The following is a 20,928-nucleotide window of genomic DNA, read 5'->3' as shown; positions in this document are numbered from 1 at the left end:
TGAAAGTTGTAGGTTTTTTTATTCTCCAATTAAAACACCACTAACATTCCAAGCGCTAAAACTACTTCCTTCATTAGCACCTTGTGGAATTTTAACTTGCAAAGTATGATTCCCGGCTTTCAAATCACCCAAATCAATATAAACTGGATTAGTAACCATTCCCGGACACCAATTTGAACGGCTATAATCAGAAGAAGATAATCCGTTAGGAAAATTTCCAGAAGCTGGATTGTATAAACGGAAAGAACCACAATCTTCTCGCCAAGGAGTAAAATGAAAAACTTCCTTTTCATTCAATAGTATAGTATTTTTCTTTGGCACAAATTCATCACCATTTTCCCATCCACCATGACCTGTTGTGATGTATCTCAGTCTTACATTTTTTAAATCTTTATCTAATTTAAAGTTTACAACGAGACCTTTATCAGAATTAAACATGGTTCCATATTCTTGCCCAGCCATTTCCATAACATTGGTAGTATTGAAAATCGATACTACATTAGAAGCTTTACTAACACCATTTTCCTCTGGATGAATCGTCAAATTCACACTTACTTTATGACCGCCTTTATCATAATTTCCGATGAAAGTTCCAATATAAACTTCTTTATTATTTAAAGCCGCAGTCAATTCAGAAATATCCTGACGGTAACTTACTTTTTCTTCCCAAATTTTATCTTTTAATTGTAGCGAATTATATTGTTTAATTCCAAATGGTGTAAAAAAGCGCATCAATTCAATCAATGATGAATAATCATCTGTAGAAACAACGCCTTGATATTTTTTTCCATTTCCATTTTCATAGACTGGTAATGTCTTAGCACCATTTTTCAAACCATCCAAAAAAGAAACTTTTTTATCCATCGGAATCATAAACACAGAACCGGTTCTGTCATAAGCATCGCCATTAGATTGCTCTGTAACATCAACAAAAACCTGACTTCCTTTCTCAATAGAAGGAATCTTTACTTTTCTTAAAATAATAGTCCCGTTAGCAAATCTCAAAATACTATCATTTGATTTAGAAGCATCCGAAAAATTAATGATTTCCTCTTTAAAAATAGGAATCGTCGTAAACCTACTTTTCCAAACTAAATCCCTATAAGTTAATAAATCAACTGTTTTTTCTGAAATTTCATTTTTTGGAATTATAGGAAACTTTTTTAGTTGTTCTATTTTAGATGCAGAAATAACAAAATTTCCATTACGCACCAATTCTAAAACTAGTCCTAAATTTTGTCCAAGTTGAGTTGGCGCTCCTTTTACTTTTAAATCATTGGTATACCAAAGCTCAATAGTGTTTGAGTTAATTATGGTTTTGGCTTTTTTGCAATTGTAACCAAGTATCTTTTTAGTTTCATCAATTAATTCAAACGATTGTTTTATAAGTGAAATGCTGTCTTTTGTTACAATAGAATTATCTGAGTTTAAATAAGCAATTTGGATTATTGTATTCGATTTTCTATCCAAATTGAAAAATTCAGAAGGATAAATATTTTTATTTTCATCAATTGATTTTGAAATTACTCTAGTAAAAATTTCGTTAGAGTAAGCTATTATTGGATCTTGATTTTCAACCAAAGTTCCATTAGAAGTTCTAGTGTAAGTTATTTTATAATTCGTTTGACCAAATGAAAATGAGAAAAATAATAAAATAGCAAATAAAATAAGTCGTTTCATGATGTGTTGTTTGTTTTACAAATATATGTTTACAAATTTAATTTTCCGAAATTTGTGTAATTCAAATCAAAAAAGTACTTTAGTGCCTTCAAAGCCATACAGATACTATTTATGAAAGAAGATTTTCTACACTACATTTGGTTGTACAAGAAATTGGACTTTACCAATTTAAAAACCACAAACGGAGAAGTTATCACCATAATAAACTTCGGACAATACATTCAACAAGCAGGACCTGATTTTTTCAATGCTCAAGTAGTAATTGATAATCAAAAATGGGCTGGAAATATTGAAATTCATTTAAAATCCTCCGATTGGTATGTGCATCATCACGAAAAAGATGATAATTATAATAATGTAATTCTTCACGTTGTTTGGGAAAACGACACGCCAATATTTAGAAAAGACAATTCAGAAATCCCTGTTTTGGAACTAAAAAAATATGTCTCCAAAGAAGAATTGAATAAATATCATGAACTCACAGCTCAAAAATCATGGATTTATTGCGAAAATCAAATTGAGAAAGTTCCAAGTTTTGTTTTCTCCAACTGGCAAGAACGATTGTTTTTTGAAAGATTAGAAAGAAAATCTAATCCAATTCAACAATTGTTTCAAGAAACTGAAAACGATTGGGAAGCAGTTTTGTTTTGTATGTTGGCTAAGAATTTTGGTTTGAATACCAATGGTGAAATGTTTTTTAAAGTAGCAAAGTCAATCACGTTTCCTATCATTAGAAAAGAAGCTTTAGAAGTAAAATATTTGGAAGCCTTACTTTTCGGTCAAGCCGATATGATTTCAATAAATGCAGAAGATAATTATTCAAAAGAACTAAAATCTTGGTTTGATTATATTGCATTAAAATATAAATTAGAAAAACCAGCGATTGCACCAGTTCAGTTTTTCAAACACAGACCAGATAATTTTCCAACCATTCGTTTGGCTCAATTAGCGATGCTTTATCATCAACAAAGAAATTTATTTTCTAAGATAATTGAAGCGAAAACAATTCAAGAGATTTATAAAATTTTCAATATTTCTGTAAGCGATTATTGGAAAACACATTATAATTTTGATAAACCAAGTTCCAAAAAGGAAAAAGCATTATCTAAATCTTTTATTGATTTATTGATTACAAATACAATTATCCCAATTCAATTTGCATTTGCAAACAGTCAAGGAAAAGATAATTCTGAATTTTTGATTAATTTATTGTCAAATATTCCACCAGAGAAAAATACAATTATTGAAAAGTTTACTACTTTTGGAATTAAATCTACAAATGCTTTTCAAACGCAATCTCTTTTGCAATTGAAAAATGAATATTGTAATCATAAAAAGTGTTTGCAATGTTCCATAGGTTTAGAATTATTAAAGAATTAAGATGATAACCAACATACGCTATTTTTTTGAAAAACACGGATTTCACGTATCTTCTCGATTGGCAGATAGACTCGGAATGAGAGCAACAAGCGTCCGATTATTTTTTATTTATATATCTTTCGTTACTATTGGTTTAGGTTTCGGAGTTTATTTAACGTTAGCATTTTGGCTAAAACTGAAAGATTTAGTAAGAGCAAAAAGAACATCAGTTTTTGATTTATAAATTTTGGAAAACAACAATTACATAAAATCATTATTCCATTTTTCGAAAGACCAACGAAAAGGAATTCTATTGCTATTCATTATAATCATAGGGTTGCAATTAGGAAGTTACTTTTTAGATTTTTCAAATGATGATAAAAGTACTCCAGAAAAACAAAATTGGCTTTCTTTACAATGTAATATCGATTCTTTAAAGTCTGAAAAACCACAAACCACTTATAAGATTTACCCTTTTAATCCAAACTTCATAACAGATTTTAAAGGTCACAAATTAGGTATGTCTGTCGAGCAAATAGATCGTTTATTGGCTTTCAGGAAACAAGGTAGATTTGCAAATTCACCTGAAGAATTTCAAAAAGTTACTGGAATTTCCGATTCACTTCTAAATGCAATTTCTCCTTATTTCAAATTTCCAGATTGGGTTAACAAAAAGAGTTCAAATCAAAACGGAAGTAATGGTTGGGTAGACTATTCTAAAGATAAATACGAAAAGAAAGAAAAAAATATAGTCGTTATCGATATCAACACAGCAACTAAAGAAGATTTAATGAAAGTTTATGGAATTGGGGAAGCCATTTCAGACAGAATTTTAAAACAAAAAGAAGTGTTTGGCCAGTTTGTTTCTATGGAACAAATGAATGATGTTTGGGGATTGTCTCCAGAAGTTATTGAAAAACTCAATCAAAGTTTCAAAGTTGTCAATCCAAAACCCAAGAAAATCAATATTAATAATGCTTCAATCAAGGAATTAGGTCAGTTTCCATACTTCAAATACCCAATTTCTAAAAATATTGTAACTTACAGAAGTATGAATGGCGATTTAAAAATTGAGGATTTAACAAATATTAAAGCTTTTCCTGTTGATAAAATAAAAATAATTGCCTTATATTTGGAATTCTAAAATAAATGAATATTTTTTTAAAATTGCTTATCAATATGAATTCAACATATTTCACGGAAGAACACGAACTATTTAGGAAGAGTTTGCAAGATTTTTTGCAAAAAGAAGTAGTACCTCATATTGAAAAATGGGAGAAAACAGGAACTATAGAACGTTTTATCTGGAGAAAATTCGGTGAAATGGGTTTCTTCGGAATCAATTATCCAGAAGCATACGGAGGTTTAAACTTAGATTTATTCTATACCGTAATTTTTCTAGAAGAACTTCAAAAAATAAAATCTTCAGGTTTTGCAGCTGCTATGTGGGCACATGCTTATTTAGCTATGACGCACTTAAACGCAGAAGGAGACGAGCGAATCAAACAAGACTATTTAGCTCCAAGTATTTCAGGTGATAAAATTGGTGCATTATGTATCACAGAACCTTTTGGCGGTAGCGATGTTGCCGGAATGAGAACAACGGCTATAAGAAAAGGCGATAAGTATGTAATTAATGGTTCAAAAACCTTCATTACTAATGGTGTTTATGCAGATTATTATGTAGTTGCTGCTAAAACAAGCCCAGAATTAGGAAATAAAGGAATAAGTATATTTTTGGTTGACACTAATTTAAACGGAATTTCCGCATCTAAGCTCGATAAATTAGGATGGAGAGCTTCCGATACTGCCGAAATAGCATTCGACAATGTTGAAATTCCAACCGAAAATTTAATGGGATTAGAAGGCAAAGGTTTTCCATATATTATGGAGCACTTTGCGCTAGAACGATTAATTATGGCAATCAATGCACACGCAAGAGCAGAATACGCAATTGATTACACTATAAAATACATGTCAGAGCGTGAAGCGTTCGGGACAAAAATCAATAAATTTCAAGCATTACGTCACACTATGGTAGAGCATGCTACAGATGTTGAACATTGCAAAATTTTCAATTATGCTGCAGTAGCAAGATTAAATCAAGGTGAATATGTAGTAAAAGAAGCTACAATGGCAAAACTTAAATCAACCAAAGTAGCCGACGAAACTATTTATAGTTGTCTTCAAATGTTAGGCGGTTATGGCTATATGGAAGAATATCCTATGGCAAGATTGTTAAGAGACAGTCGCCTTGGACCAATAGGTGGAGGAACATCTGAAATTTTGAAAGAAATTTTGTCCAAAATGATTATTGATAACCAAAATTATAAACCAGCAGAAAAGAAATAGTCATTGTTAAGTTTAGAAGCTAATCCAGTTATACCACTATTATCTTTTTCATAAAATTGTGTTTTTCTATATATAAATAAAGGAGCTTCCGTTGGTCGCTCTTTTTTTATAAGAAAAACTACAATTTTATCAAAAAAGGATAACCGTTTCTATCTGGGCTAAAAAAATACACAATTCTATTTCAGATATCAAAAATAATACTACTTTTGCACCACTAAATGAGAGGAGGTGTCTAGATTATGTTAATTATACCAATTAAAGACGGAGAAAATATCGATAGAGCATTAAAGCGCTATAAAAGAAAATTTGATAAAACAGGTACTGTTCGTCAGTTACGTGCACGTCAAGCTTTCATAAAACCTTCTGTTGTTAAAAGAGCACAAGTTCAAAAAGCAGCGTATATTCAAAACTTAAGAGACTCATTAGAAAGTTAATTAATTTTTAGAATAAAAATACAACCGCTAGTCAATAAAGTTTCATAACTTTGTTACTAGCGGTTTTTTATTTTTCAAATCCCTAATCATTAATGAATAATTTAAAAGCATTTCAAGACTATCTTCAACTAGAAAAGAATTATTCTTTACATACTGTCAATGCTTATGTAAATGATTTGGTTTTTTTTAAAGAATTTTTAATAGAAAATTTTGATACCGAAAAACTGGAAGATGTAAATTATAGTATGATTAGAAGCTGGATAGTGTCAATGGTCGATAATGATATTTCTAATAGTTCGGTAAACAGAAAAATTTCTTCCTTAAAATCATTCTACAAGTTTTTATTAAAAACAAAACAAATAGAAAATAGCCCACTTTTAAAACATAAATCATTAAAAACACCAAAAAAAATTCAAATTCCATTCTCCGAAAAAGAATTAGACCAAGTTTTAGATCAGCTTAATTATCCAGAAGGGTTTGACGGAATTAGAGATAAATTGATAATTGATCTTTTTTATACAACAGGCATAAGAAGAGTAGAACTAATCGATTTAAAAATGCAAAATATTGATTTATCGAGCAATACGCTAAAAGTATTAGGAAAAAGAAACAAAGAAAGAATTCTTCCAATTTTGCCAATTATATCTAAACAAATCAGAAGTTATTTATTAGAAAGAACTAAAATTGAGGTGATTAAAGATAAAGAACATTTTTTTTTAATGTTAAAAGGAGTTAAATTAAATGATTCGTTTGTATATCGATTAATAAATTATTACTTTAGTAATGTTTCCGAGAAGGTAAAAAGGAGTCCGCATATATTACGTCATACATTTGCAACTCACATGTTAAACAATGGAGCAGATTTAAATTCTGTAAAAGAGTTATTAGGTCATTCAAGTTTGGCTTCTACTCAAGTATATACGCACAATAGTTTGGCAGAGTTGAAAAAAGTGTATGGGAATTCCCATCCAAGGAATCAAAAATAAATTAAAAGTGTAACCATTAATTTTAAAAATTATGAAGGTAAATGTAAATGCAGTAAATTTTACAGTTGATAGAAAGCTAATAGATTTTATTCAACTAAGAATGGATAAATTGGAAAAGTATTATGATAAAATTGTTTCTTCAGATGTTTTTTTGAAAGTTGAAAATACAAGTGATAAAGAAAATAAAATTGTCGAAGTAAAAATTCACGTTCCAGGAGATGATTTTTTAGTAAAAAAACAATGCAAAACTTTTGAAGAAGCCGTTGAATTATCAGCTGAATCTTTAGAACGATTATTGGTAAAAAGAAAAGAAAAAATTAGAACTCATATTTAATTAAAATTTTTATAAAAAATATTTTGATTAAAAAATAAAATGCCTACATTTGCAGTCCGTTAGAAATAGCGGACTTTTTTTATTGATATTGCCAGCGTAGCTCAGTTGGCTAGAGCAGCTGATTTGTAATCAGCAGGTCGTGGGTTCGAGTCCCTCCGCCGGCTCTTTTAAGGTATTGAATAATAATGGTTTGGGGAGATACTCAAGCGGCCAACGAGGGCAGACTGTAAATCTGCTGACTACGTCTTCGCAGGTTCGAATCCTGCTCTCCCCACAAATTCAAGAGTTTTTGCTTGAATGAATAAAAAAAACTCTGCCGACTTAGCTCAGGGGTAGAGTGCTTCCTTGGTAAGGAAGAGGTCACGGGTTCAATTCCCGTAGTTGGCTCAAAATTGAAAATTTGAACACTAATAAATATATAACTAAGATTAAAAATTAAGTAAAATGGCAAAAGAAACCTTTAACCGTTCGAAACCACACTTAAATATTGGTACGATCGGACACGTGGATCACGGTAAAACAACTTTAACAGCAGCAATCACGAAAGTATTATCTGATGCTGGTTACTGTCAAGCAAAATCATTTGATCAAATTGATAATGCACCTGAAGAAAAAGAAAGAGGTATTACTATTAATACGTCTCACGTAGAATATGAAACTGCTAACCGTCACTACGCACACGTTGACTGTCCAGGTCACGCTGATTACGTAAAGAACATGGTTACAGGAGCTGCTCAAATGGATGGTGCTATCTTAGTAGTTGCTGCTACAGACGGACCAATGCCACAAACACGTGAGCACATCCTTTTAGGACGTCAAGTAGGTATTCCAAGAATCGTTGTATTCATGAATAAAGTGGATATGGTTGATGACGCGGAATTATTAGAATTAGTTGAAATGGAAATCAGAGATTTATTATCTTTCTACGAATATGATGGAGATAATGGTCCTGTAGTTCAAGGTTCAGCTTTAGGAGGATTGAATAATGATCCAAACTGGGTTCCAAAAATTATTGAATTAATGGAAGCAGTTGATAACTGGATTGAAGAGCCAATCCGTGATACAGAAAAACCATTCTTGATGCCCGTTGAGGATGTATTTACAATTACTGGTCGTGGAACTGTTGCTACAGGTCGTATCGAAACAGGAGTTTGTAATACAGGAGATCCAGTTGAAATCATTGGTATGGGTGCTGAAAAATTAACTTCAACTATTACAGGTATCGAAATGTTCCGTCAAATCCTTGATAGAGGTGAGGCTGGAGATAACGCAGGTATCTTGTTAAGAGGTGTTGCTAAAGAAGATATCAAAAGAGGGATGGTTATTGTTAAGCCAGGATCTGTAAAACCACACGCTAAATTTAAAGCTGAGGTTTATATCTTGAAAAAAGAAGAAGGTGGTCGTCACACACCATTCCACAATAACTACCGTCCTCAGTTCTACGTTCGTACAACTGACGTAACTGGAGTTATTTCTTTACCAGCAGGTGTAGAGATGGTAATGCCAGGTGATAACTTAACTATTGATGTAGCTTTATTAAGCCCAATTGCAATGAACGTAGGTTTACGTTTCGCTATCCGTGAAGGTGGTAGAACAGTTGGTGCTGGTCAAGTAACTGAAATCGTAGAATAATTTCAAAATAAATAAAGAGCCAGTGTCGTTTTTTTGACGACACTGGTTTTTAATGAAACGGGTGTAGTTCAAGGGTAGAATAGCGGTCTCCAAAACCGTTGATGGGGGTTCGAATCCCTCCGCCCGTGCAAAAAAATAAATACATTATTATGTCAAAAGTATTAAATTATTTTTCAGAAGCATTTGAAGAGTTGAAGTCAAATGTAACTTGGCCAGAATGGGCTGAAGTGCAAAGATTAACTATTATTGTTGCTCTTTTTTCAATTCTATTTGCTTTGGCTACATGGGGAGTTGATGAACTTTGTTCAAGAGCTATTGAAGGTTTTTTCAAATTGATAAAAGGTTAATATTTTTACCATGGCTGATAATAGTGTGAAAAAATGGTACGTAGTAAGAGCTGTAAGTGGTCAGGAAAATAAGGTGAAAGCCTATATTGAAACTGAGATTAGCAGACTTGGAATGAGTGATTATATTTCACAAGTTCTTGTTCCTACTGAAAAAGTTGTTCAAGTTCGTGATGGAAAAAAGATTTCTAAAGATAAAGTTTATTTTCCTGGCTATGTAATGATTGAAGCAAATCTTACAGGTGAAATACCTCACATTATTAAGTCTATTACAGGAGTAATTGGATTTTTGGGAGAGGTAAAAGGAGGTGATCCAGTTCCATTGAGATTGTCAGAAGTAAACAGAATGTTAGGTAAGGTTGATGAATTGGCTGTTAATGTTGATACACAATCTATTCCATTCAAAATTAATGAAACAATTAAGGTTATTGATGGACCTTTCAATGGTTTTAACGGAACTATTGAGAAAATTAATGAAGAAAAGCGTAAACTTGAAGTTATGGTGAAAATTTTCGGAAGAAGAACACCTCTTGAATTGAGTTTTATGCAAGTTGAAAAAGTATAATTTTTGTTACATATATATTAAACCGCATCAATCGCTTCCAATTGAGAGATGTAAAATTTTTAAGAAATGGCTAAAGAAATTAGTAAAGTAGTTAAACTACAAGTTAAGGGAGGTGCTGCGAACCCGTCGCCACCGGTTGGACCTGCTTTGGGAGCTGCTGGGGTTAACATTATGGAGTTCTGTAAGCAATTTAATGCTAGAACTCAAGATCAACCTGGCAAAGTTTTACCAGTACAAATTACTGTGTATAAAGACAAATCGTTTGATTTTGTTGTAAAAACTCCACCTGCTGCTATTCAATTATTGGATGCTGCTAAATTGAAATCTGGTTCAGGCCAGCCTAATAGAAAAAAAGTTGCAAATGTAACTTGGGATCAAATTAAGGCTATTGCTGAAGACAAGATGGTTGATTTAAATGCTTTCACAATTGAAAAAGCGATGAGCATGATTGCTGGAACAGCTAGATCTATGGGTATAACTGTAACTGGAGATTCTCCTCTAAAATAAGGTAAGAAATGGCAAAATTGACAAAAAAACAAAAAGAGGCTGCTTCAAAAATTGAAAAAAACAAACTTTATTCTCTTAAAGATGCTTCATCTTTATTGAAAGTTGTTGCTTCAGCAAAATTTGATGAGTCTGTAGATATTGCTGTTAAGCTTGGAGTTGATCCTAGAAAAGCAAATCAAATGGTAAGAGGTGTTGTAACTCTTCCTCATGGAACTGGTAAGGATACTAAAGTATTAGCTTTAGTAACTCCAGATAAAGAAGCAGAAGCTAAAGCAGCTGGTGCTGACTATGTAGGTTTAGACGATTACCTTCAAAAAATTAAAGATGGTTGGACAGATGTTGATGTTATCATCACTATGCCAGCTATTATGGGTAAATTAGGTCCATTAGGGCGTGTTTTAGGTCCAAGAGGTTTAATGCCGAACCCTAAAACAGGAACTGTAACTATGGAAATTGGTAAAGCTGTTGCAGAAGTAAAAGCTGGTAAAATCGATTTTAAAGTTGATAAAACAGGTATCGTACATGCAGGTATTGGAAGAATTTCTTTCGAAGCTGATAAAATTGTAGATAACGCTCATGAAATTATTCAAACATTACTTAAATTAAAACCAACTGCAGCTAAAGGTACTTACATCAAGTCTATTCACTTGTCAAGTACAATGAGTCCTGCTATAGCTTTAGATCCTAAAGCCGTATAATTGGTAGTTAACAAATTTTATTATGACTAGAGAAGAAAAATCAATCGCGATAGAAGATTTAACTGCAAAGTTGGCTGAAGCAAACATAGTATATATTGCTGATACTTCAGGATTAGATGCAGACACTACTTCAAATTTAAGAAGAGCTTGTTTTAAAGCTGGAATCAAATTAGAAGTTGTTAAAAACACTCTATTAGAGAAAGCTATGGAAGCTTCTGATAAGGAATATGGAGATTTACCTTCAGTTCTTAAAGGAAATTCATCAATCTTTATTTCTGATGTTGCTAACGCACCAGCAAAAATAATTAAAGACTTTAGAAAAAAATCAGATAAGCCACAATTTAAAGGAGCTTTCATCAATAATGAAATATATATTGGAGAAAATCTTTTAGATAGTTTAGCTTCACTTAAATCTAAAGAAGAAGTTATTGGAGAAATCATTGGATTACTTCAATCTCCAGCTAAACGCATCATTTCTGCTTTATTAAATAATGCAGAACAAAAAGGCGAAGCAGCTGAATAATTAGCGCACAAGTAAACAAAAATAGAATTAAAAACATTTTAAACGATAGAAAAAATGGCAGATTTGAAACAATTCGCAGAACAATTAGTTAACTTAACTGTAAAAGAAGTTAACGATTTAGCTACAATTTTAAAAGATGAGTATGGTATCGAACCAGCTGCTGCAGCTGTAGTAGTTGCTGCTGGTGGTGGAGATGCTGGTGCTGCTGAAGAGCAAACAGAATTCACTGTAGTATTAAAAGACGCAGGTGCTTCTAAGTTAGCAGTTGTTAAAGCGGTTAAAGAATTAACTGGTTTAGGATTGAAAGAAGCTAAAGATATGGTAGATGGTGCTCCAGCTAATATTAAAGAAGGAGTTACTAAAGCTGAAGCTGAAGGTTTGAAAAAATCTTTAGAAGAAGCTGGAGCTGTTGTTGAGTTAAAATAACTCTAACATAGTTTTAGAACAAGGTTTAGGTCTTGAGTTTAAACACTCAATGGCCTAAACCATTTTTCGTATAATAAAATTATACTCTAAAAGTTATCTTAAAAGAGTTTAAATACGAAAAAGCTTTTAGTCAATACGAAGAAGAAAATTTACAGATACTGGTTTATTTTTAAGATGTATTGATAATAAAAGAAAGTATACATTACACAAAACAATTACTTTTTTTTAATCAAAATTTTGTCCATTGATGATAACAAATCAGACTGAAAGATTGAATTTTGCCTCTACTAAAAACATTCCTCAATATCCAGATTTTCTAGATGTTCAGGTTAAATCGTTTCAAGATTTTTTCCAATTGGAAACCAAATCTGACGAAAGAGGCAACGAAGGTTTATACAATACCTTCATGGAAAATTTTCCAATAACTGATACAAGAAACCAATTTGTATTAGAATTCCTAGATTACTTTGTTGATCCACCACGTTACACTATTCAAGAGTGTATCGAAAGAGGTTTAACGTACAGTGTACCTCTTAAAGCACGCCTTAAATTATATTGTACTGATCCTGAACATGAGGATTTTGAAACTATAGTTCAAGACGTTTATTTAGGTACGATTCCTTACATGACGCCAAGCGGAACATTTGTAATAAATGGTGCTGAGCGTGTTGTTGTTTCGCAATTACACCGTTCTCCTGGAGTTTTCTTTGGTCAATCGTTCCATGCAAATGGTACTAAATTGTATTCTGCTAGAGTAATTCCTTTTAAAGGTTCTTGGATTGAATTTGCTACAGATATCAATAACGTAATGTATGCGTACATTGATAGAAAGAAAAAATTACCTGTTACAACTCTTTTACGTGCAATCGGATTTGAAAGAGATAAAGATATTCTTGAGATATTTGATCTTGCAGAAGAAATAAAAGTTTCAAAAACAGGTCTTAAAAAATATGTAGGTAGAAAATTAGCCGCGAGAGTATTGAATACTTGGCACGAAGATTTCGTTGACGAGGATACTGGAGAGGTTGTTTCTATTGAGCGTAACGAAATTATTTTAGATCGTGACACTATCTTAGATAAAGATAATGTAGAAGAAATTCTTGAAGCTGATGTAAAATTAATTTTATTACACAAGGAAGAAAATAATCAAGTTGATTATGCAATCATCCACAACACATTACAAAAAGATCCAACTAACTCTGAAAAAGAGGCTGTTGAACACATATATAGACAATTACGTAACGCTGAACCGCCTGATGAGGAAACAGCTCGTGGTATTATTGATAAATTGTTCTTCTCTGACCAACGTTATAACTTAGGTGAAGTAGGTCGTTATAGAATGAACAAAAAGTTAAACCTTGATATTCCAATGGAAAAACAAGTTTTAACTAAAGAAGATATCATTACTATCATCAAATATTTGATCGAATTAATCAATGCGAAAGCAGATATTGATGATATTGATCACTTATCAAACCGTCGTGTTAGAACAGTTGGTGAACAACTTTCTCAACAATTTGGTGTTGGTTTAGCTCGTATGGCTAGAACTATTCGTGAGAGAATGAACGTTAGAGATAACGAGGTGTTTACACCTATCGATTTGATCAATGCTAAAACATTATCATCGGTAATCAACTCTTTCTTTGGAACTAACCAGTTATCTCAATTTATGGATCAAACCAATCCATTAGCTGAGATTACACACAAAAGAAGGTTATCTGCACTTGGACCAGGTGGACTTTCTAGAGAAAGAGCTGGTTTCGAGGTTCGTGACGTTCACTATACACACTACGGAAGACTTTGTCCAATTGAAACTCCTGAGGGACCAAACATTGGATTGATTTCATCTCTAGGAGTTTATGCGAAAGTTAATGGAATGGGATTCATCGAAACTCCTTACCGTAAGGTTACTAATGGAGTTGTTGATTTAGAATCTACACCTACATATTTAAGCGCAGAAGAAGAAGAAGGTAAAATGATTGCTCAAGCAAACATCGAAATGGATGCTAAAGGAGCTATCACTGCTGATACTGTTATTGCTCGTGAGGAAGGTGATTTCCCTGTTGTAAAACCAACAGAAATTCATTACACTGACGTTGCACCAAATCAGATTGCATCTATTTCTGCTTCTTTAATTCCTTTCTTGGAACATGATGATGCGAACCGTGCGTTGATGGGATCGAACATGATGCGTCAAGCCGTCCCATTATTACGTCCAGAAGCTCCAATTGTTGGAACAGGTCTTGAAAGACAAGTTGCTTCCGATTCAAGAGTATTGATTAATGCTGAAGGAAACGGAACTGTTGAATATGTTGATGCTAATATGATTACTATCAAATACGACAGAACTGAAGAAGAAAGAATGGTAAGTTTTGACCCAGATGAAAAAACATACCAATTAATAAAATTTAGAAAAACGAATCAAAGTACCTCTATTAACTTGAAACCAATCGTAAGAAAAGGTGATAGAGTTCAATTAGGTCAAGTACTTTGTGAAGGATATGCAACTCAAAACGGAGAATTAGCTATCGGTAGAAACCTTAAAGTAGCATTTATGCCATGGAAAGGTTACAACTTCGAGGATGCAATTGTAATCTCTGAAAAAGTTGTTCGTGATGATATTTTCACTTCTATCCACGTAGATGATTATTCATTAGAAGTTAGAGATACTAAATTAGGTAACGAAGAGTTGACTAATGATATTCCTAACGTTTCTGAAGAAGCTACTAAGGATTTAGATGAAAACGGAATGATTAGAATTGGAGCTGAAGTTAAACCTGGCGACATCCTAATCGGAAAAATTACACCAAAAGGTGAATCAGATCCTACTCCAGAAGAAAAACTTTTAAGAGCTATCTTTGGGGATAAAGCTGGTGATGTAAAAGATGCTTCATTAAAAGCTTCTCCTTCATTACACGGTGTAGTTTTAGATAAAAAATTATTCGCTAGAGCAGTAAAAGACAAACGTAAACGTACAAAAGACAAAGACGATTTGACTGCTTTAGAAATGGAATTCGAAACTAAATTCGTTGATTTAAAAGACAGATTAATCGAGAAACTTTTTGTTATTGTTGACGGAAAAACATCGCAAGGTGTTATGAACGATTTAGGAGAAGAAGTTTTACCAAAAGGTAAAAAGTATTCTAAAAAAATGCTTCAATCTGTTGAGGATTTCGCTCACTTAACAAAAGGACAATGGGTTGCTGATGATGAGACTAACCGTTTGGTTAATGATTTGATCCACAACTACAAAATTAAGTTGAACGATTTACAAGGAGCTTTACGTAGAGAAAAATTCACTATTACTGTTGGGGATGAATTACCAGCTGGAATCTTGAAATTAGCGAAAGTTTATATAGCTAAAAAACGTAAATTAAAAGTTGGTGATAAAATGGCTGGACGTCACGGTAACAAAGGTATTGTTGCACGTATTGTTCGTCATGAAGATATGCCTTTCCTTGAAGATGGAACTCCAGTTGATATTGTATTGAATCCACTTGGTGTACCTTCTCGTATGAACATTGGTCAAATTTATGAAACTGTTCTTGGATGGGCAGGTCAAAAATTAGGTCGTAAATATGCAACTCCAATCTTTGATGGTGCAACTTTAGATCAAATCAATGAATTAACAGACGAAGCAGGAATCCCAAGATTTGGTCATACTTATTTATATGACGGAGGAACAGGAGAACGTTTCCACCAAGCAGCAACAGTTGGAGTTATCTATATGTTGAAACTTGGACACATGGTTGACGATAAAATGCACGCTCGTTCTATCGGACCATACTCACTTATCACGCAACAACCACTTGGAGGTAAAGCTCAATTTGGAGGTCAACGTTTTGGAGAGATGGAGGTTTGGGCTCTTGAGGCTTATGGTGCTTCAAGTACTTTAAGAGAAATTTTAACTGTTAAATCGGATGACGTAATTGGTAGAGCTAAAACTTACGAAGCAATCGTTAAGGGTGAAACTATGCCAGAACCAGGATTACCAGAATCATTCAATGTATTAATGCATGAATTGAAAGGTCTTGGATTAGACATTAGATTAGAAGAATAATTATAATAGAGACGTGATTTATCACGTCTCTATATTTCCATTTATAATAAGTTTTTAAAGATTTATACCCGTAAACCGTTCCGATTTTTTATAGATTTTTTATTTATAACTAGCACCTCCAAATTTGAGGTTTAGAGAAGTAATTCGAGGTAGTAACTTAATGGTTTAGTTTTTTTAGGAAAGCAAAAATCATAAATCTAAGTTCAATTAATAGTAGTAAATCAATAGTAAAAACTATGATGAATAACAGAAACAATAACAAAGACAACAAGCAAACCACAATTAAAAGATTCAATAAAATCACTATTGGATTAGCTTCTCCAGAATCAATTTTGGCAGAGTCTCGTGGTGAGGTTTTGAAACCAGAAACCATTAATTACAGAACTCACAAACCAGAACGTGATGGTCTATTCTGCGAAAGAATTTTCGGTCCAGTAAAAGATTTTGAGTGTGCTTGTGGAAAATATAAAAGAATTCGCTATAAAGGAATCGTATGCGACCGTTGTGGTGTTGAAGTAACTGAGAAAAAAGTACGTCGTGATAGAGTAGGACACATTAACCTTGTTGTGCCAATCGCTCACATTTGGTATTTCCGTTCACTTCCAAATAAAATTGGTTATATCCTTGGACTTCCTTCTAAGAAATTAGATATGATTATCTACTACGAAAGATATGTAGTAATCCAAGCAGGTATTGCAAAAAATGCAGAAGGTGATGCTTTACAACGTCTTGACTTTTTAACAGAAGAAGAATATCTAAATATTTTGGATACGCTTCCAATGGAAAACCAATATCTTGACGATTTTGATCCTAATAAATTTGTTGCCAAAATGGGAGCAGAATGTATAATGGATTTATTAGCAAGAACTGATTTAGATGCACTTTCTTACGAGTTAAGACACAGTGCAAATAATGAAACTTCTAAACAAAGAAAAACAGAAGCATTAAAAAGATTACAAGTTGTTGAATCTTTCCGTGATTCTAACTTAAACAGAGAGAACCGTCCTGAGTGGATGATTCTTAAAGTTGTCCCAGTTATTCCGCCAGAATTGCGTCCATTGGTGCCACTTGATGGTGGTCGTTTCGCAACTTCAGATTTGAATGATTTGTACCGTAGAGTTATCATCAGAAACAACCGTTTGAAAAGATTAATGGAGATTAAAGCTCCTGAAGTTATCTTAAGAAACGAGAAACGTATGTTGCAAGAATCTGTAGATTCATTATTTGATAACACTCGTAAAGCTTCTGCTGTTAAAACAGAATCAAATAGACCATTAAAATCTTTATCTGACTCATTAAAAGGTAAACAAGGTCGTTTCCGTCAAAACTTACTTGGAAAACGTGTGGATTATTCTGCTCGTTCGGTAATTGTTGTTGGACCAGAAATGAAATTGTTCGAATGTGGTCTTCCTAAAGATATGGCTGCTGAACTATACAAACCATTCGTTATTCGTAAGTTAATCGAAAGAGGAATTGTTAAAACAGTTAAGTCGGCTAAGAAAATAATTGACAAAAAAGAGCCAGTAGTTTGGGATATCTTAGAAAATGTAATTAAAGGACATCCAGTATTACTGAATCGTGCTCCTACGTTACACAGACTTGGTATTCAAGCTTTCCAACCAAAATTAATTGAAGGAAAAGCGATTCAATTACATCCATTAGTATGTACGGCGTTCAACGCGGATTTTGATGGTGACCAGATGGCGGTTCACTTGCCACTTGGACCAGAAGCTATTTTGGAAGCACAATTATTAATGTTGGCTTCTCACAATATCTTGAATCCAGCGAATGGGGCTCCAATTACTGTACCTTCTCAAGACATGGTTCTTGGTCTTTATTATATGACCAAAGAAAGATTGACTACTGAAGGACACGTAATTTTAGGTCAAGATTTAACTTTCTACTCTGCAGAAGAAGTAAATATTGCTTTGAATGAAGGTAGATTAGAATTGAATGCTCGTGTAAAAGTGCGTGCTAAAGATTTTAATGAAAATGGAGAGTTAGTTTACAAAGTTATTCAAACAACTGCAGGTAGAGTACTTTTCAATGAAGTAGTTCCTCCGGCAGCTGGATATATAAATGAAGTATTAACTAAAAAATCTTTACGTGATATTATTGGAAAAATCCTTGCAGTAACAGATGTTCCTACAACGGCAGCTTTCCTTGATAACATGAAAGATATGGGTTATAAATTCGCTTTCAAAGGTGGATTGTCATTCTCATTAGGTGATATTAGAATTCCTGAACAAAAAACTAAATTAATTGCTGATGCTCGTGTTCAAGTAGAAGGTATTTCTGCTAACTATAACATGGGACTTATTACAAATAACGAACGTTACAATCAGGTTATTGATATTTGGACTTCTGCAAATGCTCAATTAACAGAATTAGCAATGAAAAATATTAGAGAAGACCAACAAGGTTTCAACTCTGTATATATGATGCTTGACTCTGGAGCGCGTGGATCTAAAGAGCAAATTCGTCAGTTAACTGGTATGCGTGGTTTGATGGCTAAGCCTAAAAAATCAACTGCTGGTGGTGGTGAAATTATTGAAAATCCAATTCTTTCTAACTTTAAAGAAGGTCTTTCCATCCTTGAGTACTTTATTTCTACTCACGGTGCGCGTAAAGGTCTTGCGGATACGGCTCTTAAAACTGCCGATGCTGGTTACTTAACTCGAAGATTACATGACGTTTCTCAAGACGTAATTGTAAACTCTGTAGATTGTGGTACTTTAAGAGGAATTGAAGTTTCAGCTTTAAAGAAAAATGAAGAAATTGTTGAAACATTAGGTGAAAGAATTTTAGGACGTGTTGCTTTGCAAGATGTAATCAATCCTTTAACTTCTGATATTGTTATCCACGCAGGTGAACAAATTACTGAAGCTATCGTTAAAATTATTGAAGAATCTCCAATTGAAAAAGTGGAAGTGCGTTCTCCTCTAGTTTGTGAAGCTAAAAAAGGTATTTGTGCTAAATGTTACGGAAGAAACTTAGCAACCGGAAAAATGACTCAAAAAGGTGAAGCTGTTGGTGTTATCGCTGCACAATCAATTGGTGAGCCAGGAACACAGTTAACACTTCGTACATTCCACGTTGGTGGAGTTGCTGGTGGAGTTTCTGAAGAATCTAGCGTTATTGCTAGATTTGGTGGAAAACTTGAAATCGAAGATTTAAAAACTGTTGTTGGTGAAGATGCTGATGGAAACAAAGTAGATATCGTAGTTTCTCGTTCAACAGAATTAAAATTAATTGATGTTAAAACTGGTATCCTATTAAGTACTCATTATATTCCTTATGGTTCAATCATCAGCGTAAAAGATGGTGATGTTGTTGAAAAAGGAGCAGCTATTTGTAAATGGGATCCATATAATGGTGTTATCGTTTCTGAATTTACTGGAAAAATTGCTTACGAAGATTTAGAACAAGGACAATCATTCCAAGTTGAAATCGATGAGCAAACTGGTTTCCAAGAAAAAGTAATTTCTGAAGGAAGAAATAAAAAATTAATTCCAACATTATTAGTTTATGGTAAAGATGGAGAGCTTATTCGTTCTTACAACTTGCCAGTTGGAGCTCACCTTATGGTAGAAGATGGAGAGAAAATTAAAGCAGGTAAAATCCTTGTGAAAATTCCTCGTCGTTCTTCTAAAGCTGGTGATATTACTGGAGGTTTACCAAGAATTACAGAGTTGTTAGAAGCTCGTAATCCTTCTAATCCTGCTGTAGTTTCTGAAATTGATGGAGTTGTTTCTTTTGGAAAAATTAAGAGAGGTAACCGTGAAATCATCATCGAATCTAAATTTGGTGAGGTTAAGAAATATCTAGTAAAATTATCTAGTCAGATTCTTGTTCAAGAAAATGACTTCGTAAAAGCTGGAGTTCCTTTATCTGATGGTGCAATCACTCCAGACGATATTTTAAGAATTCAAGGACCATCTGCTGTTCAACAGTACTTGGTTAACGAAATTCAAGAAGTTTACCGTCTTCAAGGTGTAAAAATCAATGATAAACACTTTGAGGTTGTTATTCGTCAAATGATGCGTAAAGTAAGAGTTGAAGATCCAGGAGATACTTTATTCTTAGAAGAGCAATTAATTCACACAAGTGATTTTATCGTTGAAAATGATAAATTATATGGAATGAAAGTGGTAGAAGATGCTGGAGATTCAGATAATCTTAAACCAGGTCAAATTATTTCTCCACGTGAATTAAGAGATGAAAATTCATTATTGAAACGTAATGATAAAAATTTAGTTGTAGCTCGTGATGTTATTACTGCTACTGCAACTCCTGTATTACAAGGTATTACAAGAGCTTCGCTTCAAACTAAATCATTCATTTCTGCAGCATCGTTCCAGGAAACTACAAAAGTATTAAACGAAGCAGCTGTTGCTGGAAAAGTTGATACTTTAGAAGGATTGAAAGAAAATGTAATTGTTGGACACAGAATTCCTGCAGGTACAGGTATGAGAGATTACGATCACATCATAGTTGGATCTAAAGAGGATTACAATGAGTTAATGGTTAATAAAGAAGAATATATTTATTAATCATGAGTGATAATAATCAACCACAACCGGGACAAATAAACATTGAGCTTGATGAAAAAGTTGCTGAAGGAATTTATTCTAATCTAGCAATTATCAATCATTCTCCATCAGAGTTTGTTTTAGATTTTGTGACCATCATGCCTGGTGTTCCAAAATCAAAAGTAAAATCGAGAATTATTTTAACTCCTCAACATGCAAAAAGGTTTCTTAAAGCGCTGGGAGAAAACATTCACCGATTTGAAGTGGCTCATGGCGAAATCAAAGATTCTGAACAACCGCCAATACCTTTAAACTTTGGTCCAACAGGACAAGCTTAATATATCAAAACTCCTCAAGAAATTGAGGAGTTTTTTTTATGTGTTTTCTATTATTAAACCGATTAAAAACTGATTTAACCGATGAAAGTAATTGTTTATAAATGTTAACAAAAAGCTAACATAAAACATACGTTTTGAGAGGTTTAGTTTTTAACTTT

The 20,928-nt window shown here is 33.1% G+C and carries 18 protein-coding genes and 4 tRNA genes; 21 read left to right on the top strand and 1 reads right to left on the bottom strand.

Translation table 11 applies throughout. The features are described 5' to 3' along the window. Positions 1 to 18 precede the first annotated feature (18 nt). Positions 19 to 1,680: a GLPGLI family protein gene (locus ABD771_RS02665; RefSeq protein ID WP_345090256.1), complete on the bottom strand. Its 1,662-nt coding sequence runs from the start codon at positions 1,678 to 1,680 to the stop codon at positions 19 to 21. A gap of 111 nt (positions 1,681 to 1,791) precedes the next feature. Between ABD771_RS02665 and ABD771_RS02660 the strand changes: the two genes are divergently transcribed. The 21 genes from ABD771_RS02660 to ABD771_RS02560 all read left to right on the top strand — a co-directional run bounded on the left by ABD771_RS02660 (position 1,792) and on the right by ABD771_RS02560 (position 20,770). After that, positions 1,792 to 3,060: a DUF2851 family protein gene (locus ABD771_RS02660; protein WP_345090253.1), complete on the top strand. Its 1,269-nt coding sequence runs from the start codon at positions 1,792 to 1,794 to the stop codon at positions 3,058 to 3,060. Between the two features lies 1 nt (position 3,061). Then, on the top strand, positions 3,062 to 3,283 hold the full coding sequence (locus ABD771_RS02655) for a PspC domain-containing protein (protein ID WP_345090250.1): 222 nt from the start codon (positions 3,062 to 3,064) through the stop codon (positions 3,281 to 3,283). A gap of 3 nt (positions 3,284 to 3,286) precedes the next feature. Further along, positions 3,287 to 4,183: a helix-hairpin-helix domain-containing protein gene (locus ABD771_RS02650; protein WP_345090247.1), complete on the top strand. Its 897-nt coding sequence runs from the start codon at positions 3,287 to 3,289 to the stop codon at positions 4,181 to 4,183. 35 nt (positions 4,184 to 4,218) lie between these two features. Beyond that, complete coding sequence (locus tag ABD771_RS02645; RefSeq protein ID WP_345090244.1) at positions 4,219 to 5,391, top strand: acyl-CoA dehydrogenase family protein; 1,173 nt, start codon at positions 4,219 to 4,221, stop codon at positions 5,389 to 5,391. A 239-nt stretch (positions 5,392 to 5,630) separates the two neighbouring features. Further along, positions 5,631 to 5,825, top strand: coding sequence for a 30S ribosomal protein S21 (gene rpsU / locus ABD771_RS02640; RefSeq protein WP_298303504.1), 195 nt, complete (start codon positions 5,631 to 5,633; stop codon positions 5,823 to 5,825). 92 nt (positions 5,826 to 5,917) lie between these two features. Then, positions 5,918 to 6,811: a tyrosine-type recombinase/integrase gene (locus tag ABD771_RS02635; protein WP_345090240.1), complete on the top strand. Its 894-nt coding sequence runs from the start codon at positions 5,918 to 5,920 to the stop codon at positions 6,809 to 6,811. Positions 6,812 to 6,842: 31 nt separating this feature from the next. Then, complete coding sequence (hpf, locus tag ABD771_RS02630; RefSeq protein ID WP_345090237.1) at positions 6,843 to 7,145, top strand: ribosome hibernation-promoting factor, HPF/YfiA family; 303 nt, start codon at positions 6,843 to 6,845, stop codon at positions 7,143 to 7,145. A gap of 90 nt (positions 7,146 to 7,235) precedes the next feature. Next, positions 7,236 to 7,309: transfer RNA gene (locus ABD771_RS02625), tRNA-Thr, on the top strand. Between the two features lie 28 nt (positions 7,310 to 7,337). Beyond that, a tRNA-Tyr gene (locus ABD771_RS02620) sits at positions 7,338 to 7,419 on the top strand. Positions 7,420 to 7,460: 41 nt separating this feature from the next. Further along, a tRNA-Thr gene (locus ABD771_RS02615) sits at positions 7,461 to 7,532 on the top strand. Positions 7,533 to 7,589: 57 nt separating this feature from the next. Then, on the top strand, positions 7,590 to 8,777 hold the full coding sequence (tuf, locus tag ABD771_RS02610) for an elongation factor Tu (RefSeq protein ID WP_298120327.1): 1,188 nt from the start codon (positions 7,590 to 7,592) through the stop codon (positions 8,775 to 8,777). A 57-nt stretch (positions 8,778 to 8,834) separates the two neighbouring features. After that, a tRNA-Trp gene (locus ABD771_RS02605) sits at positions 8,835 to 8,905 on the top strand. A gap of 21 nt (positions 8,906 to 8,926) precedes the next feature. Then, positions 8,927 to 9,124 carry a preprotein translocase subunit SecE gene (gene secE, locus ABD771_RS02600; protein WP_298305976.1) on the top strand — a complete coding sequence of 66 codons (198 nt, stop codon included), beginning with the start codon at positions 8,927 to 8,929 and terminating at the stop codon, positions 9,122 to 9,124. 10 nt (positions 9,125 to 9,134) lie between these two features. Continuing rightward, positions 9,135 to 9,686 (top strand): transcription termination/antitermination protein NusG, encoded by a 552-nt coding sequence (gene nusG, locus ABD771_RS02595; protein ID WP_344815214.1) that lies wholly within the window; start codon positions 9,135 to 9,137, stop codon positions 9,684 to 9,686. Between the two features lie 66 nt (positions 9,687 to 9,752). After that, positions 9,753 to 10,193: a 50S ribosomal protein L11 gene (rplK, locus tag ABD771_RS02590; RefSeq protein WP_344815213.1), complete on the top strand. Its 441-nt coding sequence runs from the start codon at positions 9,753 to 9,755 to the stop codon at positions 10,191 to 10,193. An 8-nt stretch (positions 10,194 to 10,201) separates the two neighbouring features. Then, positions 10,202 to 10,891: a 50S ribosomal protein L1 gene (rplA, locus tag ABD771_RS02585; protein WP_344815212.1), complete on the top strand. Its 690-nt coding sequence runs from the start codon at positions 10,202 to 10,204 to the stop codon at positions 10,889 to 10,891. A 22-nt stretch (positions 10,892 to 10,913) separates the two neighbouring features. Continuing rightward, positions 10,914 to 11,414, top strand: a complete 501-nt coding sequence (rplJ, locus tag ABD771_RS02580) for a 50S ribosomal protein L10 (RefSeq protein ID WP_344815211.1) — start codon at positions 10,914 to 10,916, stop codon at positions 11,412 to 11,414. 54 nt (positions 11,415 to 11,468) lie between these two features. After that, positions 11,469 to 11,840, top strand: coding sequence for a 50S ribosomal protein L7/L12 (gene rplL / locus ABD771_RS02575; RefSeq protein WP_333601479.1), 372 nt, complete (start codon positions 11,469 to 11,471; stop codon positions 11,838 to 11,840). 247 nt (positions 11,841 to 12,087) lie between these two features. Then, positions 12,088 to 15,900: a DNA-directed RNA polymerase subunit beta gene (rpoB, locus tag ABD771_RS02570; protein WP_345090232.1), complete on the top strand. Its 3,813-nt coding sequence runs from the start codon at positions 12,088 to 12,090 to the stop codon at positions 15,898 to 15,900. 236 nt (positions 15,901 to 16,136) lie between these two features. Further along, a complete protein-coding gene (gene rpoC, locus ABD771_RS02565) occupies positions 16,137 to 20,453 on the top strand; it encodes a DNA-directed RNA polymerase subunit beta' (protein ID WP_345090229.1) in 4,317 nt (1,438 codons plus the stop codon). A 2-nt stretch (positions 20,454 to 20,455) separates the two neighbouring features. Next, positions 20,456 to 20,770, top strand: a complete 315-nt coding sequence (locus tag ABD771_RS02560) for a DUF3467 domain-containing protein (RefSeq protein ID WP_298303737.1) — start codon at positions 20,456 to 20,458, stop codon at positions 20,768 to 20,770. Positions 20,771 to 20,928: the final 158 nt, after the last annotated feature.

Origin of the sequence: Flavobacterium chungnamense (assembly GCF_039539165.1) — a bacterium.
Lineage (GTDB): Bacteria > Bacteroidota > Bacteroidia > Flavobacteriales > Flavobacteriaceae > Flavobacterium > Flavobacterium chungnamense.
The sequence above is the reverse complement of the archived record's forward strand: the minus strand, read 5'-3'. Positions and strand labels throughout refer to the sequence as shown.

What these genes read in the sequence shown, in the direction of transcription:
- hpf (WP_345090237.1), top strand. Translation starts at nt 6,843, where the DNA reads ATGAAGGTAAATGTAAATGCAGTAAATTTTACAGTTGATAGAAAGCTA.
- rplA (WP_344815212.1), top strand. Translation starts at nt 10,202, where the DNA reads ATGGCAAAATTGACAAAAAAACAAAAAGAGGCTGCTTCAAAAATTGAA.
- rplL (WP_333601479.1), top strand. Translation starts at nt 11,469, where the DNA reads ATGGCAGATTTGAAACAATTCGCAGAACAATTAGTTAACTTAACTGTA.
- ABD771_RS02645 (WP_345090244.1), top strand. Translation starts at nt 4,219, where the DNA reads ATGAATTCAACATATTTCACGGAAGAACACGAACTATTTAGGAAGAGT.
- rpoB (WP_345090232.1), top strand. Translation starts at nt 12,088, where the DNA reads ATGATAACAAATCAGACTGAAAGATTGAATTTTGCCTCTACTAAAAAC.
- ABD771_RS02665 (WP_345090256.1), bottom strand. Translation starts at nt 1,680, where the DNA reads ATGAAACGACTTATTTTATTTGCTATTTTATTATTTTTCTCATTTTCA.
- rplK (WP_344815213.1), top strand. Translation starts at nt 9,753, where the DNA reads ATGGCTAAAGAAATTAGTAAAGTAGTTAAACTACAAGTTAAGGGAGGT.
- secE (WP_298305976.1), top strand. Translation starts at nt 8,927, where the DNA reads ATGTCAAAAGTATTAAATTATTTTTCAGAAGCATTTGAAGAGTTGAAG.
- rplJ (WP_344815211.1), top strand. Translation starts at nt 10,914, where the DNA reads ATGACTAGAGAAGAAAAATCAATCGCGATAGAAGATTTAACTGCAAAG.
- nusG (WP_344815214.1), top strand. Translation starts at nt 9,135, where the DNA reads ATGGCTGATAATAGTGTGAAAAAATGGTACGTAGTAAGAGCTGTAAGT.
- rpoC (WP_345090229.1), top strand. Translation starts at nt 16,137, where the DNA reads ATGATGAATAACAGAAACAATAACAAAGACAACAAGCAAACCACAATT.
- ABD771_RS02655 (WP_345090250.1), top strand. Translation starts at nt 3,062, where the DNA reads ATGATAACCAACATACGCTATTTTTTTGAAAAACACGGATTTCACGTA.
- ABD771_RS02660 (WP_345090253.1), top strand. Translation starts at nt 1,792, where the DNA reads ATGAAAGAAGATTTTCTACACTACATTTGGTTGTACAAGAAATTGGAC.
- ABD771_RS02560 (WP_298303737.1), top strand. Translation starts at nt 20,456, where the DNA reads ATGAGTGATAATAATCAACCACAACCGGGACAAATAAACATTGAGCTT.
- tuf (WP_298120327.1), top strand. Translation starts at nt 7,590, where the DNA reads ATGGCAAAAGAAACCTTTAACCGTTCGAAACCACACTTAAATATTGGT.
- ABD771_RS02635 (WP_345090240.1), top strand. Translation starts at nt 5,918, where the DNA reads ATGAATAATTTAAAAGCATTTCAAGACTATCTTCAACTAGAAAAGAAT.
- rpsU (WP_298303504.1), top strand. Translation starts at nt 5,631, where the DNA reads ATGTTAATTATACCAATTAAAGACGGAGAAAATATCGATAGAGCATTA.